This window comes from Martelella endophytica (assembly GCF_000960975.1).
In the GTDB taxonomy this organism is placed as follows: domain Bacteria; phylum Pseudomonadota; class Alphaproteobacteria; order Rhizobiales; family Rhizobiaceae; genus Martelella; species Martelella endophytica.
In genome coordinates this window covers 4496031-4515323 of the sequence record NZ_CP010803.1, presented here as the reverse complement: position 1 = coordinate 4515323, position 19293 = coordinate 4496031, and the positions used below count along the sequence as shown (strand labels likewise).

Sequence of the window (19293 nt, the reverse complement as noted above, 5' to 3'; positions counted from 1 at the left end):
CCCCGCATCAATCGCCGTCGTTCCACGGCTCGGCCCAATCGCTGTCCTGAAGCGATTGGCGCATCGGCCGGCCCTCGACCAGCGAGATCATCTGCTGGGCAATGCCCGTCCAGGTGAACAGGCTGCGGGCCTTGTGCGCGCCCATGCGGGCAAGCCGGTTATAGAGCCGCTGATGCTTGAACGGCTTCATCATGATGATGCCGAGATCATACTTGTCGAAGGTGTCGGCAAATAGCGCGTGGCGGCCGAAGGAAATGGCGCGGTAAAGGCCGCCATTGGTAGTCACCACTGTCGGCGTGCCCGATGCCATCGCCTCGATCGCGGTCATGCCGAACGGCTCGTAGCGGCTGGACAGCACGAACATGTCGGCGGCGCGGTAGATGTCCGGCAGGTCCTCGTCGGAGACATAGCCGGAGAAGTGCACCTTGTCCTCGAGGCCGAGTTCCTTCACCTGGTCCTTCAACTCGTTGAGAATGCGGGTTTCGAGTTCGTCCATGTCCTCGCCACCGACGGCAAGATGCAGTTCCGCATCCGGCACCCGTTCGACCATCACCGAGAAGGCGTTGATCAGCAGATCATAGCCCTTGTTGGTCGCAAGCCGGCCAAGCGAGAGCACGGTCTTGCCCTTGAAGCCGAAGTGCTCGCGCAACATTTCGCGGGTCGCGGCGGAAACCGGATAGAAGCGGTTGTCGTCATACCCCGGCGGGATCATGTAGACCCGGTCCTCGCGGATGCCGTAGTCTTCAACCAGCATATCCACCTGTAGTGGCGTCGTTGCGATCACGCTGTCGCAGGCGCGGTAGATCTTGTTTTCGTGCTTGATCCGTTCGGTGAAGTTGAAGTCCTTTTCGAACTGCTCCTTCTGGTCCGGATAATCGGTTTCCATCGTCTTCTTCTTCCACAGGCCGAGGGAGTGCGGCGTGTGGAGGTGGGGGATGGAAAGCGCTTCTGCGAGCCGCAGCCCGGCATAGCCGGCATCCCAGTAATGGGAGTTGATGAAAGTATAGTTGAGGTTGTGCTCGCGCATGTAGCGCAGCGCGTTCTCGCTCCATTCCAGGAGGTGCTTGTAGAGATATTCCTTCGGAATGAAATCCTTGCCGCCGCAGGGAATGCGCACCACGCGCACGCGTTCGTCGACCTCGTCGATCTCCGGCTGGTCCTCGAAACGGCGGGTATAGATGTCGACGGTGAAGCCGAGCTGGGCGATCTTCTTCGAGAGTTCGAGAATATAGACGACCTGTCCGCCGGTATCGGCAGCGCCAAGCGGCGGGTCGGCGGCAACATAGCCATGGGTGGAAACGAGAGCGATACGGGGGAATTTGTCAGTATCGTTCGTGAGAGCCATAATCGGTCCTTCCTTGCAAATCCTGGCGGGTTTGGCGGCGGCCGTCAGCGCTCTGAGACGCGGCATTCCGAAGAAAAACTGGAAGGCATATCCAAGCGACAGGAGCGGCCGGGCGCACGTCCCGCTTTTATCAAACGCACCGAATGGTTGTTAGGTTCCCAAGAAATCTTGAGCGCTGCGATTTTCTATGAAACATTCAAGCCAAGATGCGCATGCCGGAAAGGGAGAGACATGAGCTACAAGGACAACCCCACCGCGTTTCTGCGCTCGCTGTTTACCACCGCCGTTGCCGCAGCCGACCCGATGAAACAGGTCTCGAAATTCCTGCCCGAGCGGCCGAAAGGCCGCACCATCGTTGTCGGCGCCGGCAAGGGTTCGGCCCGCATGGCCGAGGCGCTGGAGGCCTGCTGGGGCGAACCGCTCGAAGGTGTCGTCGTCACCCGTTACGGCCATGAGGCGCCCTGCAGCCGCATCGAAATCCTCTCGGCCTCGCACCCCGTACCGGATGCGGCCGGCGAACGGGCGGCCCAGCGCATCCTCGACACCGTCTCCGGGCTCACCGAGGATGATCTGGTCATCGTGCTGATCTCGGGCGGCGGCTCCGCCCTGCTGTCACTGCCGGCCGCGGGGCTGACGCTCGAAGACAAGATCGAGATCAACAAGGCGCTGTTGCGGAGCGGTGCCGCCATCGACGAGGTCAACTGCGTGCGCAAGCATCTGTCCGCCGTGAAGGGCGGTCGGCTGGCGGCGGCGATCTATCCCGCCCGGTGTCACGCGCTGATGATCTCCGACGTCCCCGGTGACGATCCCGCCATCATTGCGTCGGGGCCGACGGTCGGCGAGACGACCACGGCCGAGGACGCCAAGGCGATCCTGAAACGCTACGGTATCGCCGTGCCGGAGCATGTCGCCCGCCACCTCGATACACCGGCTGCAAGCTGCATCGCGCCCGACGATATCCGCCTGTCCCGCACCGAAAACCACATCATCGCCACGCCGTTCATGTCGCTGGAGGCTGCGGCCGAGCAGGCGAAAGGCGAGGGGCTTTCGGTGCTGGTGCTTGGCGACACGATTGAGGGTGAGGCGCGAGAGACCGGCATCGTCCATGCCGGGATTGCGGAGGCGGTCTATCACCATGCCACCCCCGTGCCGCGTCCGGCGCTGATCCTTTCGGGCGGGGAAACCTGTGTCACCGTGCGCGGCAATGGCCGCGGCGGCCGCAATGTCGAATTTCTGCTGTCGCTGGCCGTGCAGCTGAACGGGCTCGATTCGGTCTATGCGCTTTCCGGCGATACCGACGGCGTCGACGGCCGCGAAGAGGTCGCAGGCGCGGTGATCGCGCCGGATACGCTCGCCAGAGCCCGCCAGGCCGGCATTGATGCCCGCGCCGCACTCGATGACAATGACGGACACGGATTTTTCGAGGCGCTTGGCGATCAGGTGATCACCGGGCCGACGCTCACCAACGTCAATGATTTCCGCGCCATCCTGATCCTCTGAGCTGCGCGAAAAAATCTGCGAGACACGCCATGCGTTCGTCCCGTTTTACGGTTTGGTAACCATAATGCCACATTTTTCAGTGAGGCCGCGTCGGGCTTTTCCGGCCTGGGTTTGCTGATTGAAGTGGATTATCGATGAACCGTTTCGTGACCGGCGTCGCCGGCCTTTGCGTGCTCGCCCTCGCATCCTGCGCATCAACGGGCGAGCGGGATACAGCCAGCCTCAAGACGGCGCTGCTTTCAACCGATCATCCCGCAATATCGGCGCCCGAGGGCGGTGAGGCGATCGAGGATATCATGACAGGTTCCATTGGCAGCGAACCACTACCGGCAGACCCGCCCGAGCAACTCGGCTCCATCCATTCGCGTATCGTGCCCGGAGCCGGTGCGGCGGCGCCCGTCGTTACCGTCGCGGATACGATCGCCAAGCCACTTGCCGGCCGCACCATCTATCTCGAACAGACCCGGGACCTGGTGCTGGCGCCGAAGGAAGTGGTGCTGACCTTCGATGACGGTCCGGTGCCCTACAACACCCGTTCCGTTCTCGATGCGCTGGACGCCCACGGCGTCAAGGGGCTGTTCTTCATGGTTGGCGAAATGGCGGACTGGCATGGAGAGGCTGCGAAAGCGGTCGTCGCCGATGACCAGACCATCGGTTCTCATACCTATCAGCATCCGCATCTGACCTCGATCGGCCTGACGGGTGCGATCGCCGATATCGACAAGGGCAATGCCAGTGTGGAGAAGGCGACCGGCGTGACGCCGCATTTCTTCCGCTTTCCCTATCTGGCCGAAAACGAGGCACTCGGCCGCGCCCTGCAGAGCCGGGGTATCATCCCGGTCGGTATCGACGTGGATTCGCGCGACTACCAGCCTTCAACCACCGACGAGATCGTCAGCCGTGTCATGACGGGGCTGGAGGCTCACGGCGGCGGCATCGTGCTGATGCACGATCTCCAGGGCCGCACCGCGCGCGCCATTGGCCCGCTGCTCGACCGGCTGGAGGCCGATGGCTACAAGGTCGTGACGCTGCGCTACGGCAAGCCGCCGGAGCCTGCGCCGGAGCCCCTGCTCGTCAACGTGTTCGGTCGGTTGCCAAAGGGCATCTGAGGCGTACCGCAAGCGAACGCCTGCGGCTTGAAATGGGGTTTGCACCGGTCTAGAACCGCACGCATCCAGAAATGGCGCATTGCTCGCGATCACGGACCTTGATCCGGATTTCAACGCCGGTGCGCCCCTAAGCAGGGAGGCCACGTTGAGCCATCGCACACTTTTTCTGCTGCCGGGTGACGGCATCGGTCCCGAAATCACCGCGGAAGTCGTCAAGATCATCGATTTCCTGAACGACAAGGCCGGCGCTGGCTTCGAAGTCGAGCAAGGCCTAGTCGGCGGTTCGGCCTATGATGTCCACGGCGTCGCGATCTCCGAGGACGATATGGCGCGCGCCATGGCGGCGGATGCCGTGTTCCTCGCCGCCGTCGGTGGCCCGAAGTGGGATAGCGTTCCCTATGAGGTGCGCCCCGAGGCTGGCCTTCTCAGGCTGCGCAAGGACATGCAGCTTTTCGCCAACCTGCGCCCTGCCATCTGCTATTCCGCGCTGGCGGCATCCTCGTCGCTGAAGCCGGAGCTGGTCGAAGGGCTCGATATCCTGATCGTGCGCGAACTGACCGGCGGCGTCTATTTCGGCGAGCCGAAGGAAATCATCGATCTCGACAACGGCCAGCAGCGCGCCATCGACACGCAGGTCTACGACACCTACGAGATCGAGCGCATCGCTTCCGTCGCCTTCGAACTGGCACGCACGCGCGGTAACCGCGTCTGCTCGATGGAGAAGCGCAACGTGATGAAGTCCGGCCTGTTCTGGAATCAGGTCGTCACCCGCGTGCACAAGGAAAAATTCGCCGACGTCGAGCTGTCGCACATGCTGGCCGATGCCGGCGGCATGCAGCTCGTGCGCGCCCCGAAGCAGTTCGATGTCATCGTCACCGACAACCTCTTCGGCGACATGCTCTCCGACGTCGCCGCGATGCTGACCGGCTCGCTCGGCATGCTGCCTTCGGCCTCGCTCGGCGCCGAGGATCCGGCGACCGGCAAGCGCAAGGCGATGTATGAGCCCGTTCACGGTTCGGCGCCGGATATCGCCGGCCAGGGCATCGCCAATCCGCTGGCCATGATTGCCTCCTTCGCCATGTGCATGCGCTATTCCTTCAACATGATTGCCGAGGCCGATGCGCTGGAAGCGGCGATCTCGGATGTGCTCGAGCAGGGCTACCGCACCGGCGACATCATGTCGGAAGGCTGCAAGAAGGTCGGTACCGCCGGCATGGGCGATGCCGTACTCGCCGCCTACGCGAAGACGCTTTCGCTCTGAGATCTGATCCATTGTTGACGAAGGGGCGGCGGTTCTTCCAAACCGGCGCCCCTGCGCTATCTTGGTTTCATGAAACAGTCACATGATGCCGCCCGGCGGCGGCCGCGCTTCCTCAGAGGCTATGGTCGCGAAGCCGGGACATTCCGCTTCTCTTCCACCTGCTGGCCGTATTTTCTCCTGCCGGGTGCGACGCTGGCGCTTCTGTCCTTCCTCGTGCTCGACGGGCCGGTCGCCACTTCGCATGACGCGATGTCGGATCGGTTTGTGGCGATCGCGCGTCACCTGACCGACATCACCACGGCGCCCTGGATCCTGATTGCCACCGGTCTGCTCTTCATCGTGGCAACCGTTGCAATGAAGAGAGCCGAGACGACGGGGGCGAAGCGGCGGGCAATGCTTGTCGCCTGGCAGGCGCTTTACGTGTTTGCGACGCTGGCGCTTGCGAGCTCCACCGTGAATGTCGTCAAGCGCCTCATCGGTCGGGCCCGGCCGGAGCTCTTCGATACGGTCGGCGATTTTCATTTCCGCTTCGGCGGCTGGGCCTATGATTACGCAAGCTTTCCGTCCGGCCACTCGACGGCCGCAGGGGCGACCTTTGCCGCGCTCGGATTGCTGTTTCCGGCCTTTCGCCCTCTCTTCGCCTGCCTTGCGATTTTCTTCGTGTTCTGCCGTGTCGCCGTCGGCGCCCACTATCCGAGCGATGTCTCCGCCGGCCTGTTTTATGGCGCCTGGGTGGCGGTCGTGATGGCCTGCCTCTTTGCCCGATACCGGCTTTTGTTCGAAATTCCCGAAAAAGGTCTGCCGGTCCGACGCCGCCGGTTGCGCCCCACAACGACCTGATTTCCGACGCTACATCGTTATAAAGCCGCCGCCTTGCGTTGATAAGCTGGACCTCTGCGGTCGGCCACCGTTGATGTGGCGGGCGCGCTCGTTTAAACTCGCTCTCAACCGCGACGCTTCGTGGAAAGAGGGCGTCTGTCGCAAGGCAGGCGGAAATGTCTGGGTTGGGGAACGAATGTCAGTACCATTTCGATGGTTCAGCGCGCGCCGGAAGCTGAAGGGGCAGGCTTGGCCATGCACGCACTGGCGCGGCTTTCTCATTGGTTCGCTTGGTATCGTCGCCGTTTCGTTTGCCGTGTTTGATTATCCGGTCGGCAAGATGGCGAAGGAGCTGAACCCGGCCGTGCTCGACTACGGCAGTTTTGTCACCGATTTCGGCAATTCCGGCTGGATCCTTTTCACCAGCTTCCTTGCATTTGTCGTCGGCATCGCGGCCGCTGGAGGCGCCGGCGAAAAGACGCGCAGGTTGCGCGCGCGCGGTGTGTTCATGGCGCAGGCGGCCGCATTCCTGTTCATCTCCGTTGCCTCTTCGGGTCTGGCCGTCAACCTCATCAAGAAGACGATCGGCCGGGCGCGGCCAAGCATGCTCTACGAGAATTACGGACCATTCAGCTTCCAGCCGCTGGAATTCAGTGCGAAATTCGCCAGCTTCCCGTCGGGGCACTCGACCACGACCGCCGTCTTCTTCACGGCAGCAGCCTTCTTCTTCCCGAAGCACCGGGTGCTGTTTTTCTCGATCGCGGTCTGCATCGCGATCAGCCGGGCAATCGTCGGGGCGCATTACCCGAGCGATGTCGCTGCCGGCCTTGCATTCGGGGCCTGGTGCACCTATTTCGTCGCGATCTTGTTCTCGCGTTACCGCATGGTCTTCCGCATCGACGAGAGCGGCTGGCCGGTTCCACGCAACAGCATGGCAGCGCTGAAGCTCGATTTCCTGCACCGCAGTGCGCGCAAGCGCGGCCGCCCGCAATCCGAACTTGACTTGAGCCCGCAAAAGGGTCATTAGCCTTCGCGTAGAAGGAATAGGTCATGCCGCAATCTCTGCAGCACATTGCCGATTGCACCTGCCGGGGCGTTTGCGCCAGCGGCGGGCTTGCCTCGTCCTCCATCCAGACAAAAACGGCCAAGAAGACGACGAAAACCGTCTGACGTCTCTGGCCCTGCCGCTCTCTCCCCGGTCTGGCCGGGGACGGGAAGGCGCCGTTCAGGCCGCTCTTCCGCTCCCGCCACATTGAGGAGAGAAACGAAAGAGAGCTGATTATCATGGGTTTCAAGGTTGCAGTCGCAGGCGCTACCGGCAATGTCGGGCGTGAAATGCTGTCCATTCTGTCAGAGCGCGGGTTCCCGGCCGATGAGGTCGTGGCGCTGGCTTCCAGCCGTTCCGTCGGCAAGGAAGTGTCTTTTGGCGACAAGACTCTGAAGGTGAAAAACCTCGAGACCTACGACTTCTCCGATACCGATATCTGCCTGATGTCGGCCGGCGGCTCGATCTCGCAGAAGTGGTCGCCGAAGATCGGTGCGCAGGGCTGCGTCGTCATCGACAACTCGTCGGCCTGGCGCTACGACGCCGATGTGCCCCTGATCGTGCCGGAGGTCAATCCGGACGCTGTCACCGGCTTCACCAAGCGCAACATCATCGCCAATCCGAACTGCTCGACCGCCCAGCTCGTCGTCGCACTGAAGCCGCTGCACGATGCCGCGACCATCAAGCGCGTTGTCGTCTCGACCTACCAGTCCGTTTCCGGTGCCGGCAAGGATGGCATGGACGAGCTGTTCAACCAGACCCGCGCGGTCTTCGTCGCCGATCCGATCGAGACCAAGAAGTTCACCAAGCGCATCGCCTTCAACGTCATTCCCCACATCGACAGCTTCATGGAGGATGGCTACACCAAGGAAGAGTGGAAGGTTCTGGCCGAGACCAAGAAGATGCTCGACCCGAAGATCAAGGTCACCTGCACCGCCGTGCGCGTACCGGTCTTCGTTGGCCACTCGGAAGCGGTCAACCTGGAATTCGAGAAGGAAATCACCGCTGACGAGGCTCGCGATATCCTGCGGGAGGCACCGGGCTGCCTGGTCGTCGACAAGCATGAGGATGGCGGTTACGTCACCCCGGTCGAATGCGCCGGCGAGGACGTTACCTATATCTCGCGCATTCGCGAGGACGCGACGGTCGAGAACGGTCTCGCCATGTGGGTCGTTTCCGACAACCTGCGCAAGGGCGCGGCGCTGAACGCCGTGCAGATCGCCGAGCTTCTCGTTGAGCGCAACCTGGTCAAGCCGCGCGCGCTCGCCTGAGCTCCCACCAGTCATCGCTGAAAATCAAACGGCGCCGGAAAATCCCGGCGCCGTTTGTGTTTCCGGCCCGTGAACCGGTATCGCTTCAGCTCTGGCTGGTATCGATGCTGGTGACCACAGAGAGCCCCGGTCCCAGCTTTTCGGCGTCCGGCTGGCCGGGATCGATCGCGATGCGGACCGGGACGCGCTGTGCCACCTTGGTGAAGTTGCCGGTGGCATTGTCGGGGGTGATCACCGAAAACTGTGAGCCGGAGGCCGGCGAGAAGCTCTCGATGTGGCCGGTGAAGCGCTCGCCATTGAGGGCATCGACGGTGAAGGTGACCTTCTGACCTTCTCTCAGCCCGTCGAGCTGGGTCTCCTTGTAGTTGGCGATGATCCAGCGATCCGGCGGCACAAGGGCGACGAGTTGCGAACCGGCCGAGACATACTGTCCGCTGCGCGCCTTCACCTGGCCCAGTGTGCCGTCAAAGGGAGCGGTGATCCGGGTGTTGTCGAGGTTGATCGCCGCGAGCTCTCGTGAGGCCTCGGCGGCCGAGACATTCGCCTCGAGCGAGCGGCGGTTGACGATCGCCGTCTGCAGGGCTTCCTTGGCCACGTCGACCGAGGCATTGGCCTGCGACAGGGCGGATTTCGCCTGGTCGAGGGCCGCCTTTGCCTTGTCCACATCGCTGCCGGTTGAGAGTTCCTTGGCCTGCAGGCGCTCGATGCGATCCCATTGGGACTGGGCGTTTTCGAGGCTGGCCCTGGCGCTTTCGACACCGGCTTCGGCCGAGGCGATATTGGCCTTGGCGGTCTGCTGCGATTGCGCATTGGCTGCAAGCGAAGCCTTGGCGGCCTCGAGGCTCGCCTCTGCCTGGGCGAGCTGCTGCGTGTAGATGCGGTCGTCGAGGCGAACGATCAGGTCGCCTTTCTTGACCGACTGGAAATCCTTGACCGGAACGTCGGTGACGATGGCGGACAGCTGCGGGGAGAGCAGCGTGACCTTGCCCGTAACATAGGCGTCGTCGGTGCGCTCGACAGAGCCGGCGAACGGCGGAAGGTTCCAGGCAAAGAGCAGCGCGACGATGCCGGCAATGCCGATGGCAAGCGTCAGATAGGTGGAAAGGGAGCGAATGATGCGTGTCATTTTCTTGTCTTTGTCGTTTTCAGGCCGCAAGGCCTTCGGCGGCCGCGCGCTTGTGTTCCCAGGTTTCGAATGCAACATCGATGATGAGAACGACGAGAGCGACGCAGGCCAGAAGTGAGAGGAAGCGGAAGGCGTCGTTATAGGCGAGCACATAGGCCTGGGTGCGGACCTGGCTCGCAAGCTGCACCGCGCCTTCGGCGTTTCGAACCGCGGTATCGGTGATCGTCTGCGCATAGGCGCCGGCAAGCTGGGTGATGCGCTGGCTGATCAGCGGATCGCCCGAGGTCAGGTCCTGGACGAGCGCGGCGGAATGGACCTGCTCGCGCCAGGTGACAAAGCTGCCGAACAGCGCCGAGCCCAGAATGCCGCCGACCCTTTGCGTGGTCAGGAACACGATGATGAAGCTCAGGATATAGTTCGGACCTTTCTTGAGGGCGGACATCAGGCCGACCAGCATGGCGGGCGGCAGGTACAGGCCCGCGGCGAAGGCGATCAGCGTCTGGCTCAGGAACATCTGCGGCGGCCGCGTCAGGCTGGTCGAATGGCTGTCGAGCCAGGTGCCGATGATCAGCAGCACAAGCGCGAAGCCATGCATGTAGGCGACGCGCCCGGGCTTCAGGATCCGCGAACAGGTCACCCCGGCCGCGATCGTCGACAGGATGATGACGATGTAGAGCGGGCGCATCTGCTCGTTGCTGAGCCCGAGCATCATGAAGAAGGCCCGCGCGCCGCTCGACTGTTCCGACAGGATGATGCGGAAGACCAGGAGCGCCCCGGTGAAGTGAAGGATCTCGGCCGAGGTGATCCAGCGGACATCGAGAAGCGGGTTCTCCCGGTTCATCTCCATCACCACCATGATGGTGAGGCAGGCGACGCCGACAATCAGCATCCAGCCGATCCAGGGCTTTTCCGTCCACCAGTAGACCCGACCGACCGTCAAGGCGGCGGCGAAGGCGCCCATGCCGACAAAGAGGAAGGCAAAGGCGATGAGATCGGCACGGCTGATGACCTTCACCCTCTCGCCGGAGACGAGCGGCAGCTTGAAGATCAAGGCCAACGAGATCATCGCAAGTCCGACTTCGAAGATATAGAAGGTCCGCCAGCCGCCAATATCCATGATCGACGGCGAGATGAGGCCTGCCAGCGGGGTCGCCAGCGACATCACCGTCATTGCGGCGCAGATGCCGATCGAGAACTTCTTCTCGCGCGGCAGGCCTTCCAGCATGTAGAGGATCGCGATGGACGACATGGGTGCGGCCGCAACGCCTGCAAAAAAGCGGACGATGAGCGCCGTCTGAAAGCTGTCGGCCCACAGGTGGCAGAGGCTGATCAGCACATAGATGACGATCGAGATCTCGGCAAAACGGCGAAGGCCGAACTGCTGGCGCATCTTGAACAGCATCAGTGTGAGGCTGGCATTCGGCACCAGATAGGCCGCGACAAGCCATGTCGCCTCATTGGTTGTTGCCTGCAGCGGACCGGCGATCTGCTGCAGCGTCACTGAAATGAAGGCCATGCCGAGCCCCTGGGTGATGCCGACAACGGTGGCGGCAAACATATAGAGCAGCAGCTGGGGCAGGGGCTTCGGCGGCTGCGCCGGCGGCGCACCGGGATAAAGCGGGGGCGGCGAGGGCTGCGCTGCGGCGGGTGCTCGATCGTCCGCTGTCTGTGGTGTGGGTTGAGCCGGGTGTGCGGCGCGTACTTCCTCGACGGCGCTCATGAATGCGCCTCCGTGTTTTCGATACGCTCGGCGATCGCCTGAAGCAGGCGCGTGGCATCTTGTAGTGCCTGATCGTCTGCGGGAGTGAAAAAGGCATTGATGAAGCCGGCGCGCTCGATAAGCAGCTGCTTCGCCATCGCTTCGCCATGCGGGCGAAGCCGCACGAGATTGACCCTGCGGTCGTTCGGGTCCGGCACGCGCTCGACAAGGTCAAGTTCCGCCATCCGATCGAGCATCCGTACCAGCGTCGGCTTTTCCAGCTCCAGTTCGCAGGCGAGCACACTCTGGTTGCAGGTCTTGTGGGCGGCGAGAAGTGTGAGCACCCGCGCCCGCGCAAAGGTCAGCCCGAGCTGCGCCACTCGCTGATCATAGGCCTTGCGCATTTTTCGGCTGGTAACGCCGATGGCCTCGACAAAGGCGAACTGCAGATCTGTGGATGGTTTGGTTGTCATGATATTAGTAGGCTACAAGTTAATTGGCTATTAGTTAGCATACTACATAAAAATTTGACAAAAGCAAGGCAACGGGTCCGCTTGTGGAGCAAGCGCCGTTCTCAACTCGTCAACGTCATCAGCATTTAGTTATTGAAATTCGGAAACTTTGGTAGCGGAGGAGGGATTTGAACCCCCGACACAAGGATTATGATTCCTCTGCTCTAACCTACTGAGCTACTCCGCCAACCTGTCCCGCCGTGTCAGGCGAGGGGTGGTTCCCGCGAGCGCGGGGCGCTGGCGGAACGGGGGCGTAATAGGGCCTCAGCGCAGGGGTGTCAAGCTGGTTCGGGCGAAAATTGCGGTGCCGTTTGCGCACTGCTGCAGGCGGGGCGTTCCGGGCGCTGCGGCACAGTGCATCCGCGACTTTGCGGCCGCGTCATTATGCTCTCGAAATGCGCCGCCAAAAGCTCTATATGGGCCAGATGAAGGAGCTTCAATGGCGCGCATGAACAACAGCGAGGATTGGCAGGGGCGGTACTCCCCGAGCCTGGAAACGATTGAATCCCTGGCGATCGAGGCCTATGCCCGGCTACCGGAGGCCTTTCGCGCGCTCACCGGCGACATCGTCATCGAAATCGCCGATTTCCCCAGTGACGACGTGTTCGAGGACATGGCGCTGGAAACGCCGTTCGACCTGCTCGGCCTGTTCGAGGGGCGTGGCGTCTCCGAGCGGTTCACCATGGAAACCGGCGAGATGGTCAATCGCATCACTCTCTACCGGCGCCCGATTCTCGACTACTGGGCCGAAAACGAGGAAACGCTCGGCGACATCGTCACCCACGTGCTGATCCATGAGATCGGCCACCATTTCGGGCTATCCGACGAGGACATGGAGCGCATCGAGGAAAGCGCCGAAAACGACGAGGCCCGGCGCTAGAGGCGAGCGGTCCGCATTCCCGACAGGCGTCAGACCGCTCGACATGGTTTTATCGCGGCAAGTCACCTGACGGTGACATGCGTCAGTTCGGGCGTATGAAGTCGCCGGTCTTCTGGTCCATCACCCACAATTCGCCGCTCGAAATGTCGAACCAGGCGCCGAAGAGCTTCAACGTTGCCTGCTTTTCGGCGGCCGCGACGTTCGGGAACGAGCGCAGATTGGCCAGCGAGTTGCGGATCGAGATCCGCTCCAGCGCCGTCTGGCGTTCGCTCTGGGTCATGATCGAGTTCGAGTTGATCTGCTCGGCGGCCGGCTTCAGCAGGTTGGTCCACTTGCCGATGAAATCGCCGGGCGAGAGCGGCTCGGCTTCCGGCGAAAGCGCCGCGTGAATGCCGCCGCAGCGGCCATGGCCCAGCACCACGATATTCTTCACCTTGAGCCCTTCGACCGCGAATTCCAGCGCGGCCGACGTGCCGTGATACTGGCCGTCCGGCTCATAGGGTGGCACCATGTTGGCGACATTGCGCACGACGAAGAGTTCGCCGGGGCGGGCGTTGAAGATCATTTCGGGCGCTGCGCGCGAATCGCAACAGGCGATCACCAGCGTCTGCGGTTTCTGTCCTTCCTCGGCCAGTGTCCGGTAGCGCTCACGCTCTTCGACGTAGCGGCCGGCCATGAAGTTCTTGTAGCCATCGAGAAGGATTTTGGGAAACGCATCCATCAGTGCTTTGGTCCTTACGTTGTGGGCTGCGCAGAGCGCATGTCAGCTTCTTTTACGCCGCCGCGCCGGATGCATCAATTGACGCAGTCCAACTTTTGCCATGGGTGCCCTCAGACTTTCGGGTGCCCGCTCGAGTTCCAGTTCGTCGCTGCCCGTCCGGACGGCGCGAACGAGCGCTTCGTAGACGGCGGCGGTGGCGACCTCGAGCGCTTCCGGCCGCGGCTTGCCGGAAAGCACGGCTGCGGCAAACAGCGCGGAAAACAGGTCGCCGAGCCCGTTCGGCGCATTGTCCAGCCGGGGATGCTCGGCAAGCAGCGCCTGCCGGGCATCGACGAACAGCGTCGCAACCCCATCCTTCAGCATCGAATGGGCGGAGGTGACGACGACCTCCGCCGGCCCGAGCGCCAGTGCCGCGGCGATCGCGGCCGAATTGTCGGCGATTGTCGTTCCGGCAAGGTGGGCCAGCTCGAAGCGGTTGGGCGTCGCGATATCGGCAAGCGGCAGCAGAAGGTCGCGGATGGCGTCGGCGGTCTCCATCGGCACGTAGAGCCCGCGCTCGTCGCCCATCACCGGGTCGCAGAGGTAGAGAAGCTCGGGGTTATCGGCCTTGAGCGCCGTCACCAGCGCCGCAATGGCCTCGGCCTGGCGGGCATCGGCGAGATAGCCGCTGATGACGGCGCGCACCTCATTCCGCCACGGGCTTGCCGCCAGTTCCGAAAGCGCTGCGGCAAAGCCTTCGGGATCGAAGCCGAGCCGGGTCGCGCGGCCATGGCCCGGATGCCAGGGCAGGACAACGGTTGGAACCGCCCATGTCGCGAAGCCGAGCGTTTCGAGCGCGAACACGATGGCGCGGTTGCCGACAGTGCCGCGCATCACGTGGCTGGAAATCGCAATCACCGCGCCTTCGGAGTTCTCGATCATCGCCGTTACGCCTCATCTGCAACCTGAACGTTTAAAATCGGCGAAATGCTTTGCCATTTGCCATATTTACGCTCTAAATCGCCTTTTGGAGGAAACTGTCAAGCCGCTGTCGCGTGTGGTTGGCAAGTATGCGACAGTCCGGTCTCGACTGAAGAGGCCACAAGCGTGAACGGCCGCAAGGCCAGAAAACAGCGCATCGGAGGAAGCATGGAACGACAGAGCGATTTTATCCGCAAGGGGCTGATGAAGGCCGCAGAGGAGAAAGCCGAGCAGGCGGGTAAGCCGTTCATCAGCCCGTTCTTCATGTTCGACCGTGCGAGCCCCGAGGACCTCGACCGCTATAGTGCCGAGATGCTCGCCGCAGCCTCGGCCCATGCCGCCGCCGAAATTGCCGCTTATGACGGCGGCGATGCCCGTGTCACCATCGGCCCCGTGGAAGGGGTCGCGCCGGCGGGCGTTGCGACCGACGTCATCGCGATCACCGATCGCAACATGCCGTTCATCTACGATTCGGTGATGGCGGAGATCGGCGCCACCACCAGCGATTTCGTGCTCGCCGTCCACCCGATCCTGGTGGTCGAGCCCGGCAAGCCCGTCGTCGCCTTCTCGCCCGGCGTCGAGCATCGCGAGGAGAACCGGATCAGCCACGTTCAGGTCCATGTCACCGCGCTTTCGGATGAAGGGCGGGCCTTCCTGAAGCAGAGGCTTGAATATGTGCTTGGCCATGTCCGCCTCGCCGTCAACGGCTGGTCGCCGATGCTGGCCAAGCTCGAAACGGCGATGGAGGGGCTGCAGAGCCGTGCGCCGGCGGATCTGAAAGCGGCACGCGGGGAGGCGGTTCACTTCCTCGAATGGCTGCGTGATGGCAATTTCACCTTCCTCGGCATGCGCGAACTCGTCTACGTGCAGGACGATGACGGTGCCCGTGTCGAACATGTGACCGGTTCCAGCATCGGCATTCTTTCCGATCCGGAAATGCGCGTGCTGCGGCGCGGTCGCAACCCCGTGGTCTCGACGCCGGAGATTATCGCCTTCCTGGAGGGACCGGAACTGCTGCTGGTCACCAAGGCAAACACGACGTCCACCGTCCATCGCCGCGGCTATATGGATTATATCGGCGTCAAGCGTTTCGGCGAGAACGGCGAGGTCGTCGGCGAGCTCCGCATCGTCGGGCTCTTCACCTTCACCGCCTATACCCAGCCTGCAGCGCGCATCCCGCTGCTGCGCGCCAAGGTCGCCGAGGTCACCGGCCGGTTCGGCTTCGAGCCGAAGAGCCATGCCGGGCGCATGCTGCAGAACATTCTCGAATCCTATCCGCGCGACGAACTGTTCCAGATACCGGTGCCGCTGCTGGCGGATTTCGCCGAGCAGATCATGGAGGTCGCAGAGCGGCCGCGCATCAGGGTGCTGAGCCGCATCGACGGTTTCGACCGGTTCGTTTCGGTGCTCGTCTACGTACCGCGCAATCTCTACGATTCGCAGCTGCGCGAGAAGATCGGCGCCTATCTCGCCCGCGTCTATAGTGGCCGGGTCTCGGCCTACTATCCCTCGTTCCCGGAGGGCAGTTCCGCGCGTGTGCATTTCATCATCGGTCGCCACGATGACGACAGCACCCCGCAGGTGGAGCAGTCCGTGCTCGAGGATGAAGTCCGCAAGCTTGCGGCGGACTGGAAGGAGCGGTTCAAGGCGCTTGCCGGTCCCGGTGCGCCGGCCTTTTCCGCGAACGAAGCCTATCACGAGGCGTTTTCGCCGGATGCCGCCTTTGCCGATCTCGATCTGATCAAATCGGCCGCCAAGGGCGGGATCAGCATCGCCTTTTACAATGCCGAGGAAGAGCCGGACCGGCTGCGCCTGAAGATCTTCCATGCGCAAAGCCATCTGTCGCTGTCGCGGCGCGTGCCGCTTCTCGAAAATCTCGGCTTTGTCGTGGTCTCCGAGCGCACCTTCGAACTGTCGCTTGCGCGCGTCGGCGAGCCGACCGTCGACGTCGTCCTGCATGACATGGAGCTCTTTCCCGAAGATGCGGCGGGTCTTGATCTTGAGGCCGATGGCGCGCGGTTGGAAGAGGCCTTCGTTGCGGCCTTCCACGGCCTCGTCGACAACGACCGCTTCAACCGGCTGGTGCTGCTGTCGGCGCTGACGGTTCGCCAGGCCAATGTTCTGCGCGCCTATGCGCATTACCTGCGCCAGGGCGGGGTGAACTTCACCGAGGACTACATCGCCCAGTCGCTCTCCTCCTATCCCGTCATCGTCAGGGCGCTCTACCAGCTCTTCGAAACCGCTTTCGATCCGGTACTCGCCGAGGATCTCCGCGCTGAGCGGATGAAAAGCGCGCGCGGCACCATCATGGAGGGGCTCGAAAGCGTCCCGAGCCTTGATGATGACCGTATCCTCCGGCTGTTCGTCAAGCTCATCGACGCGACCCTGCGCACCAACTATTTCCAGCGCGACGAGGCTGGCGCACCGCGGCCGAACCTTGCCTTCAAGTTCGCCTCGCGCTCGCTCGCCATCCTGCCGCAGCCGCGGCCGTTCCGGGAGATTTTCCTTTACGGGCCGGAGGTCGAGGGCGTGCATCTGCGCTTCGGCAAGGTCGCGCGTGGCGGATTGCGCTGGTCGGATCGCGGCCAGGACTACCGCACCGAGGTGCTGGGCCTGGTGAAGGCGCAGCAGGTGAAGAACGCCGTCATCGTTCCGGTCGGCGCCAAGGGCGGCTTCTATCCGAAGCGGCTTCCCACCGGTGGCAATCGCGAGGAGGTCTTCAACGCCGGCCGCGAGGCTTACAAGAGCTATATTCGCACGCTGCTTTCGATCACCGACAACATCATCGATGGCGAGGTGGTGCCGCCGGCAGATACGCTGCGCGCCGATGACGACGATCCCTATTTCGTTGTCGCCGCCGACAAGGGCACGGCCACCTTCTCCGATACGGCCAATGCGCTGGCGCAGGAGGCGGATTTCTGGCTGGACGATGCCTTTGCCTCCGGCGGCTCGGCCGGCTACGACCACAAGAAGATGGGCATCACCGCCCGCGGCGCCTGGGAGGCGGTAAAGCGGCATTTCCGCGAGATGAACATCGATATCCAGACGACGCCCTTTACCGTCGTTGGCGTTGGCGACATGTCGGGCGATGTCTTTGGCAACGGTATGCTGCTTTCCGAGCAGATCCGGCTCGTCGCCGCCTTCGACCACCGCGACATCTTCATCGATCCGGACCCCGATCCGGCAAAGGGGTTCGCCGAGCGCACCCGGCTCTTCGCCCTGCCGCGTTCGAGCTGGCAGGATTACGATCGCAACGCCATTTCGGCAGGCGGCATGATCATCTCGCGGCGGGAGAAGGCGATGACGCTGACGCCGGAGGCCGCCGCCGCGATCGGGCTCGATGCCGGCGAATATACACCCTTTGACGTGATGACCGCGATTCTGAAGAGCCGGGCCGACCTCCTCTGGTTCGGCGGGATCGGCACCTATGTGAAGGATGCCGGCGAAAGCAATGCGGAGGTCGGCGACCGCGCCAATGACGCGATCCGGGTCAATGCCAGGGAGCTCAACGTCAAGGTTATCGGCGAGGGCGCCAATCTGGGTGTCACGCAGAAGGGCCGCATCGCATTCGGCCTCAATGGTGGGCGCTGCAATTCCGATGCCATCGACAATTCCGCCGGCGTCAACTGCTCCGACGTCGAGGTCAACATCAAGATCGCGCTCGCCTCGGCCATGCGCAGCGGCCGGCTCACGCGCGAGGATCGCGACCGGCTGTTGTTCGAGATGACCGATGCGGTTGCCGATATCGTGCTCGAGAACAACTACCTGCAGACGCTCTCCATCTCGGTCAGCACCGGGGAGGGCGTTGGCGGTCTGCCGCTCCTCACGCGGATGATGGAGGTTCTGGAGGCCGATGGCCATCTCGACCGCGCGGTCGAGACGCTTCCGGACGAAGAGGCATTGCGGCTCCGCCGCCAAGCGGACAAGGGGCTGACGCGGGCGGAAACCGGCGTGCTGCTGTCCTATGGCAAGATCGTGCTGTTCGATCAGCTTCTCGAAAGCGCGCTGCCGGACGATCCCTACATGGAGCCGCTGCTCTATTCCTATTTCCCCGAGCGGATGCGGGGTGCCTTTGCCGAGGATATCGGCGGGCATCGCCTGAGGCGGGAAATCATCGCGACCCGGCTTGCCAATGACGTGATCAATCGCGGCGGTCCGGATTTCGTCATCAACGCCTGCGACATGACTGCGGCAACGCCGGCGGAGGTCGTCAAGGCGGCGGTGATCGCTCGCGATGGCTTCGGCATGGAAGCGCTGTGGCAGGACGTTCACGCGCTTGATGGCGTCATTGACGGCGCGACGCAGAATGCGATCTACACGCGGCTGCGCTATTTCTTCCGTATCCTCACCCACCTGCTCATCCGCAACGGTCTTGCCGAGGGAGATATTTCGGCATCCGTGCACCGGCTCCGAGACGCCTTTGCCGCCTTTGAGGGCGATATCGAGGCGATGCTGCCGGAAGCGCGGGTCGAGTGGCTGTCGGAACAGGAGAACCAGTGGCGCGAGGCCGGCGTGCCGGATGCACTGTCGACGCGTCTTGCGCATCACCTCGGCATGATGTTCGTGCCGGAGGCGCTGCAGATCGCCAGCCGCAGCGGCGTGACGGTGGACCGCGCGGCCGATGCCTATTTCCGGGTCACCAACCTGTTCCATGTCTCGCCGCTCTTGAGCGTCGCAGGCCGGATCGCGCCGGCGGATTTCTACGATTCGCTGGCGCTCGCGCGGTCGATGGACCAGATTTCGGCCAGCCGGCGCGATCTTGCCGCCAGCGCACTGATCAGTCGCGGCGACAGCACAGAACCCGTCAAGGCCTGGAAGGAGGCCCATGCAGCGCGTATCGGCCAGATCACGGCGCAGCTCGCCCGCCTGTCGTCGGCGGTCGATCCTTCGATCGCCAAGATCACGGTCGCCGCCGGCCTGCTTTCCGATCTCGCCCGCGAGGTCGGATCGTAGGCGGCAGAGGCCGCTCACCGTTTGCAGATCGACTGTATGCCATCTAGGATATCAGCAGGTGCCGCGCCGGCATCTGCTGCGGTCGGAGGGGG

The 19293-nt window shown here is 63.0% G+C and carries 14 protein-coding genes and 1 tRNA gene; 8 read left to right on the top strand and 7 right to left on the bottom strand.

Going from position 1 to position 19293, the window contains the following annotated elements; genetic code table 11:
• Positions 1–7: 7 nt before the first annotated feature.
• A complete protein-coding gene (locus TM49_RS21045) occupies positions 8–1345 on the bottom strand; it encodes a glycosyltransferase (protein WP_045684110.1) in 1338 nt (445 codons plus the stop codon).
• 231 nt (positions 1346–1576) lie between these two features.
• On the opposite strand from TM49_RS21045, the gene TM49_RS21040 reads away from it, so the two are divergent.
• The 6 genes from TM49_RS21040 (at position 1577) to TM49_RS21015 (ending at position 8350) form a co-directional block, all read left to right on the top strand.
• Positions 1577–2845: a glycerate kinase type-2 family protein gene (locus TM49_RS21040; protein ID WP_082074839.1), complete on the top strand. Its 1269-nt coding sequence runs from the start codon at positions 1577–1579 to the stop codon at positions 2843–2845.
• Between the two features lie 134 nt (positions 2846–2979).
• Positions 2980–3954, top strand: a complete 975-nt coding sequence (locus TM49_RS21035; RefSeq protein ID WP_052699977.1) for a polysaccharide deacetylase family protein — start codon at positions 2980–2982, stop codon at positions 3952–3954.
• 145 nt (positions 3955–4099) lie between these two features.
• Positions 4100–5215, top strand: coding sequence for a 3-isopropylmalate dehydrogenase (gene leuB, locus TM49_RS21030; protein ID WP_045685622.1), 1116 nt, complete (start codon positions 4100–4102; stop codon positions 5213–5215).
• 69 nt (positions 5216–5284) lie between these two features.
• Positions 5285–6055: a phosphatase PAP2 family protein gene (locus TM49_RS21025; protein ID WP_052699976.1), complete on the top strand. Its 771-nt coding sequence runs from the start codon at positions 5285–5287 to the stop codon at positions 6053–6055.
• 175 nt (positions 6056–6230) lie between these two features.
• Positions 6231–7061 carry a phosphatase PAP2 family protein gene (locus TM49_RS21020; RefSeq protein WP_052699975.1) on the top strand — a complete coding sequence of 277 codons (831 nt, stop codon included), beginning with the start codon at positions 6231–6233 and terminating at the stop codon, positions 7059–7061.
• A 257-nt stretch (positions 7062–7318) separates the two neighbouring features.
• Positions 7319–8350 (top strand): aspartate-semialdehyde dehydrogenase, encoded by a 1032-nt coding sequence (locus TM49_RS21015; RefSeq protein WP_045684108.1) that lies wholly within the window; start codon positions 7319–7321, stop codon positions 8348–8350.
• Positions 8351–8435: 85 nt separating this feature from the next.
• Here TM49_RS21015 and TM49_RS21010 read toward each other — a convergent pair whose 3' ends face one another.
• From TM49_RS21010 to TM49_RS20995, 4 genes are all read right to left on the bottom strand, one after another.
• Entirely contained in the window at positions 8436–9476 is a 1041-nt protein-coding gene (locus TM49_RS21010) for an HlyD family secretion protein (RefSeq protein ID WP_045684106.1), read from the bottom strand.
• Between the two features lie 19 nt (positions 9477–9495).
• Complete coding sequence (locus tag TM49_RS21005; protein WP_045684104.1) at positions 9496–11196, bottom strand: MFS transporter; 1701 nt, start codon at positions 11194–11196, stop codon at positions 9496–9498.
• Positions 11193–11648, bottom strand: coding sequence for a MarR family winged helix-turn-helix transcriptional regulator (locus TM49_RS21000; RefSeq protein WP_052699974.1), 456 nt, complete (start codon positions 11646–11648; stop codon positions 11193–11195). Before TM49_RS21000 ends, TM49_RS21005 begins: the two co-directional genes overlap by 4 nt.
• A gap of 149 nt (positions 11649–11797) precedes the next feature.
• A tRNA-Met gene (locus TM49_RS20995) sits at positions 11798–11874 on the bottom strand.
• A gap of 252 nt (positions 11875–12126) precedes the next feature.
• On the opposite strand from TM49_RS20995, the gene TM49_RS20990 reads away from it, so the two are divergent.
• Entirely contained in the window at positions 12127–12567 is a 441-nt protein-coding gene (locus TM49_RS20990; RefSeq protein WP_045684102.1) for a metallopeptidase family protein, read from the top strand.
• Between the two features lie 82 nt (positions 12568–12649).
• Here the strand turns inward: TM49_RS20990 and TM49_RS20985 are convergent, their stop codons facing one another.
• On the bottom strand, positions 12650–13288 hold the full coding sequence (locus TM49_RS20985; protein ID WP_045684100.1) for a carbonic anhydrase: 639 nt from the start codon (positions 13286–13288) through the stop codon (positions 12650–12652).
• Between the two features lie 42 nt (positions 13289–13330).
• Entirely contained in the window at positions 13331–14209 is an 879-nt protein-coding gene (gene pdxY, locus TM49_RS20980) for a pyridoxal kinase PdxY (RefSeq protein WP_045684098.1), read from the bottom strand.
• 207 nt (positions 14210–14416) lie between these two features.
• On the opposite strand from pdxY, the gene TM49_RS20975 reads away from it, so the two are divergent.
• Positions 14417–19201 carry an NAD-glutamate dehydrogenase gene (locus TM49_RS20975; RefSeq protein WP_045685615.1) on the top strand — a complete coding sequence of 1595 codons (4785 nt, stop codon included), beginning with the start codon at positions 14417–14419 and terminating at the stop codon, positions 19199–19201.
• The last annotated feature ends 92 nt before the right edge of the window (positions 19202–19293 follow it).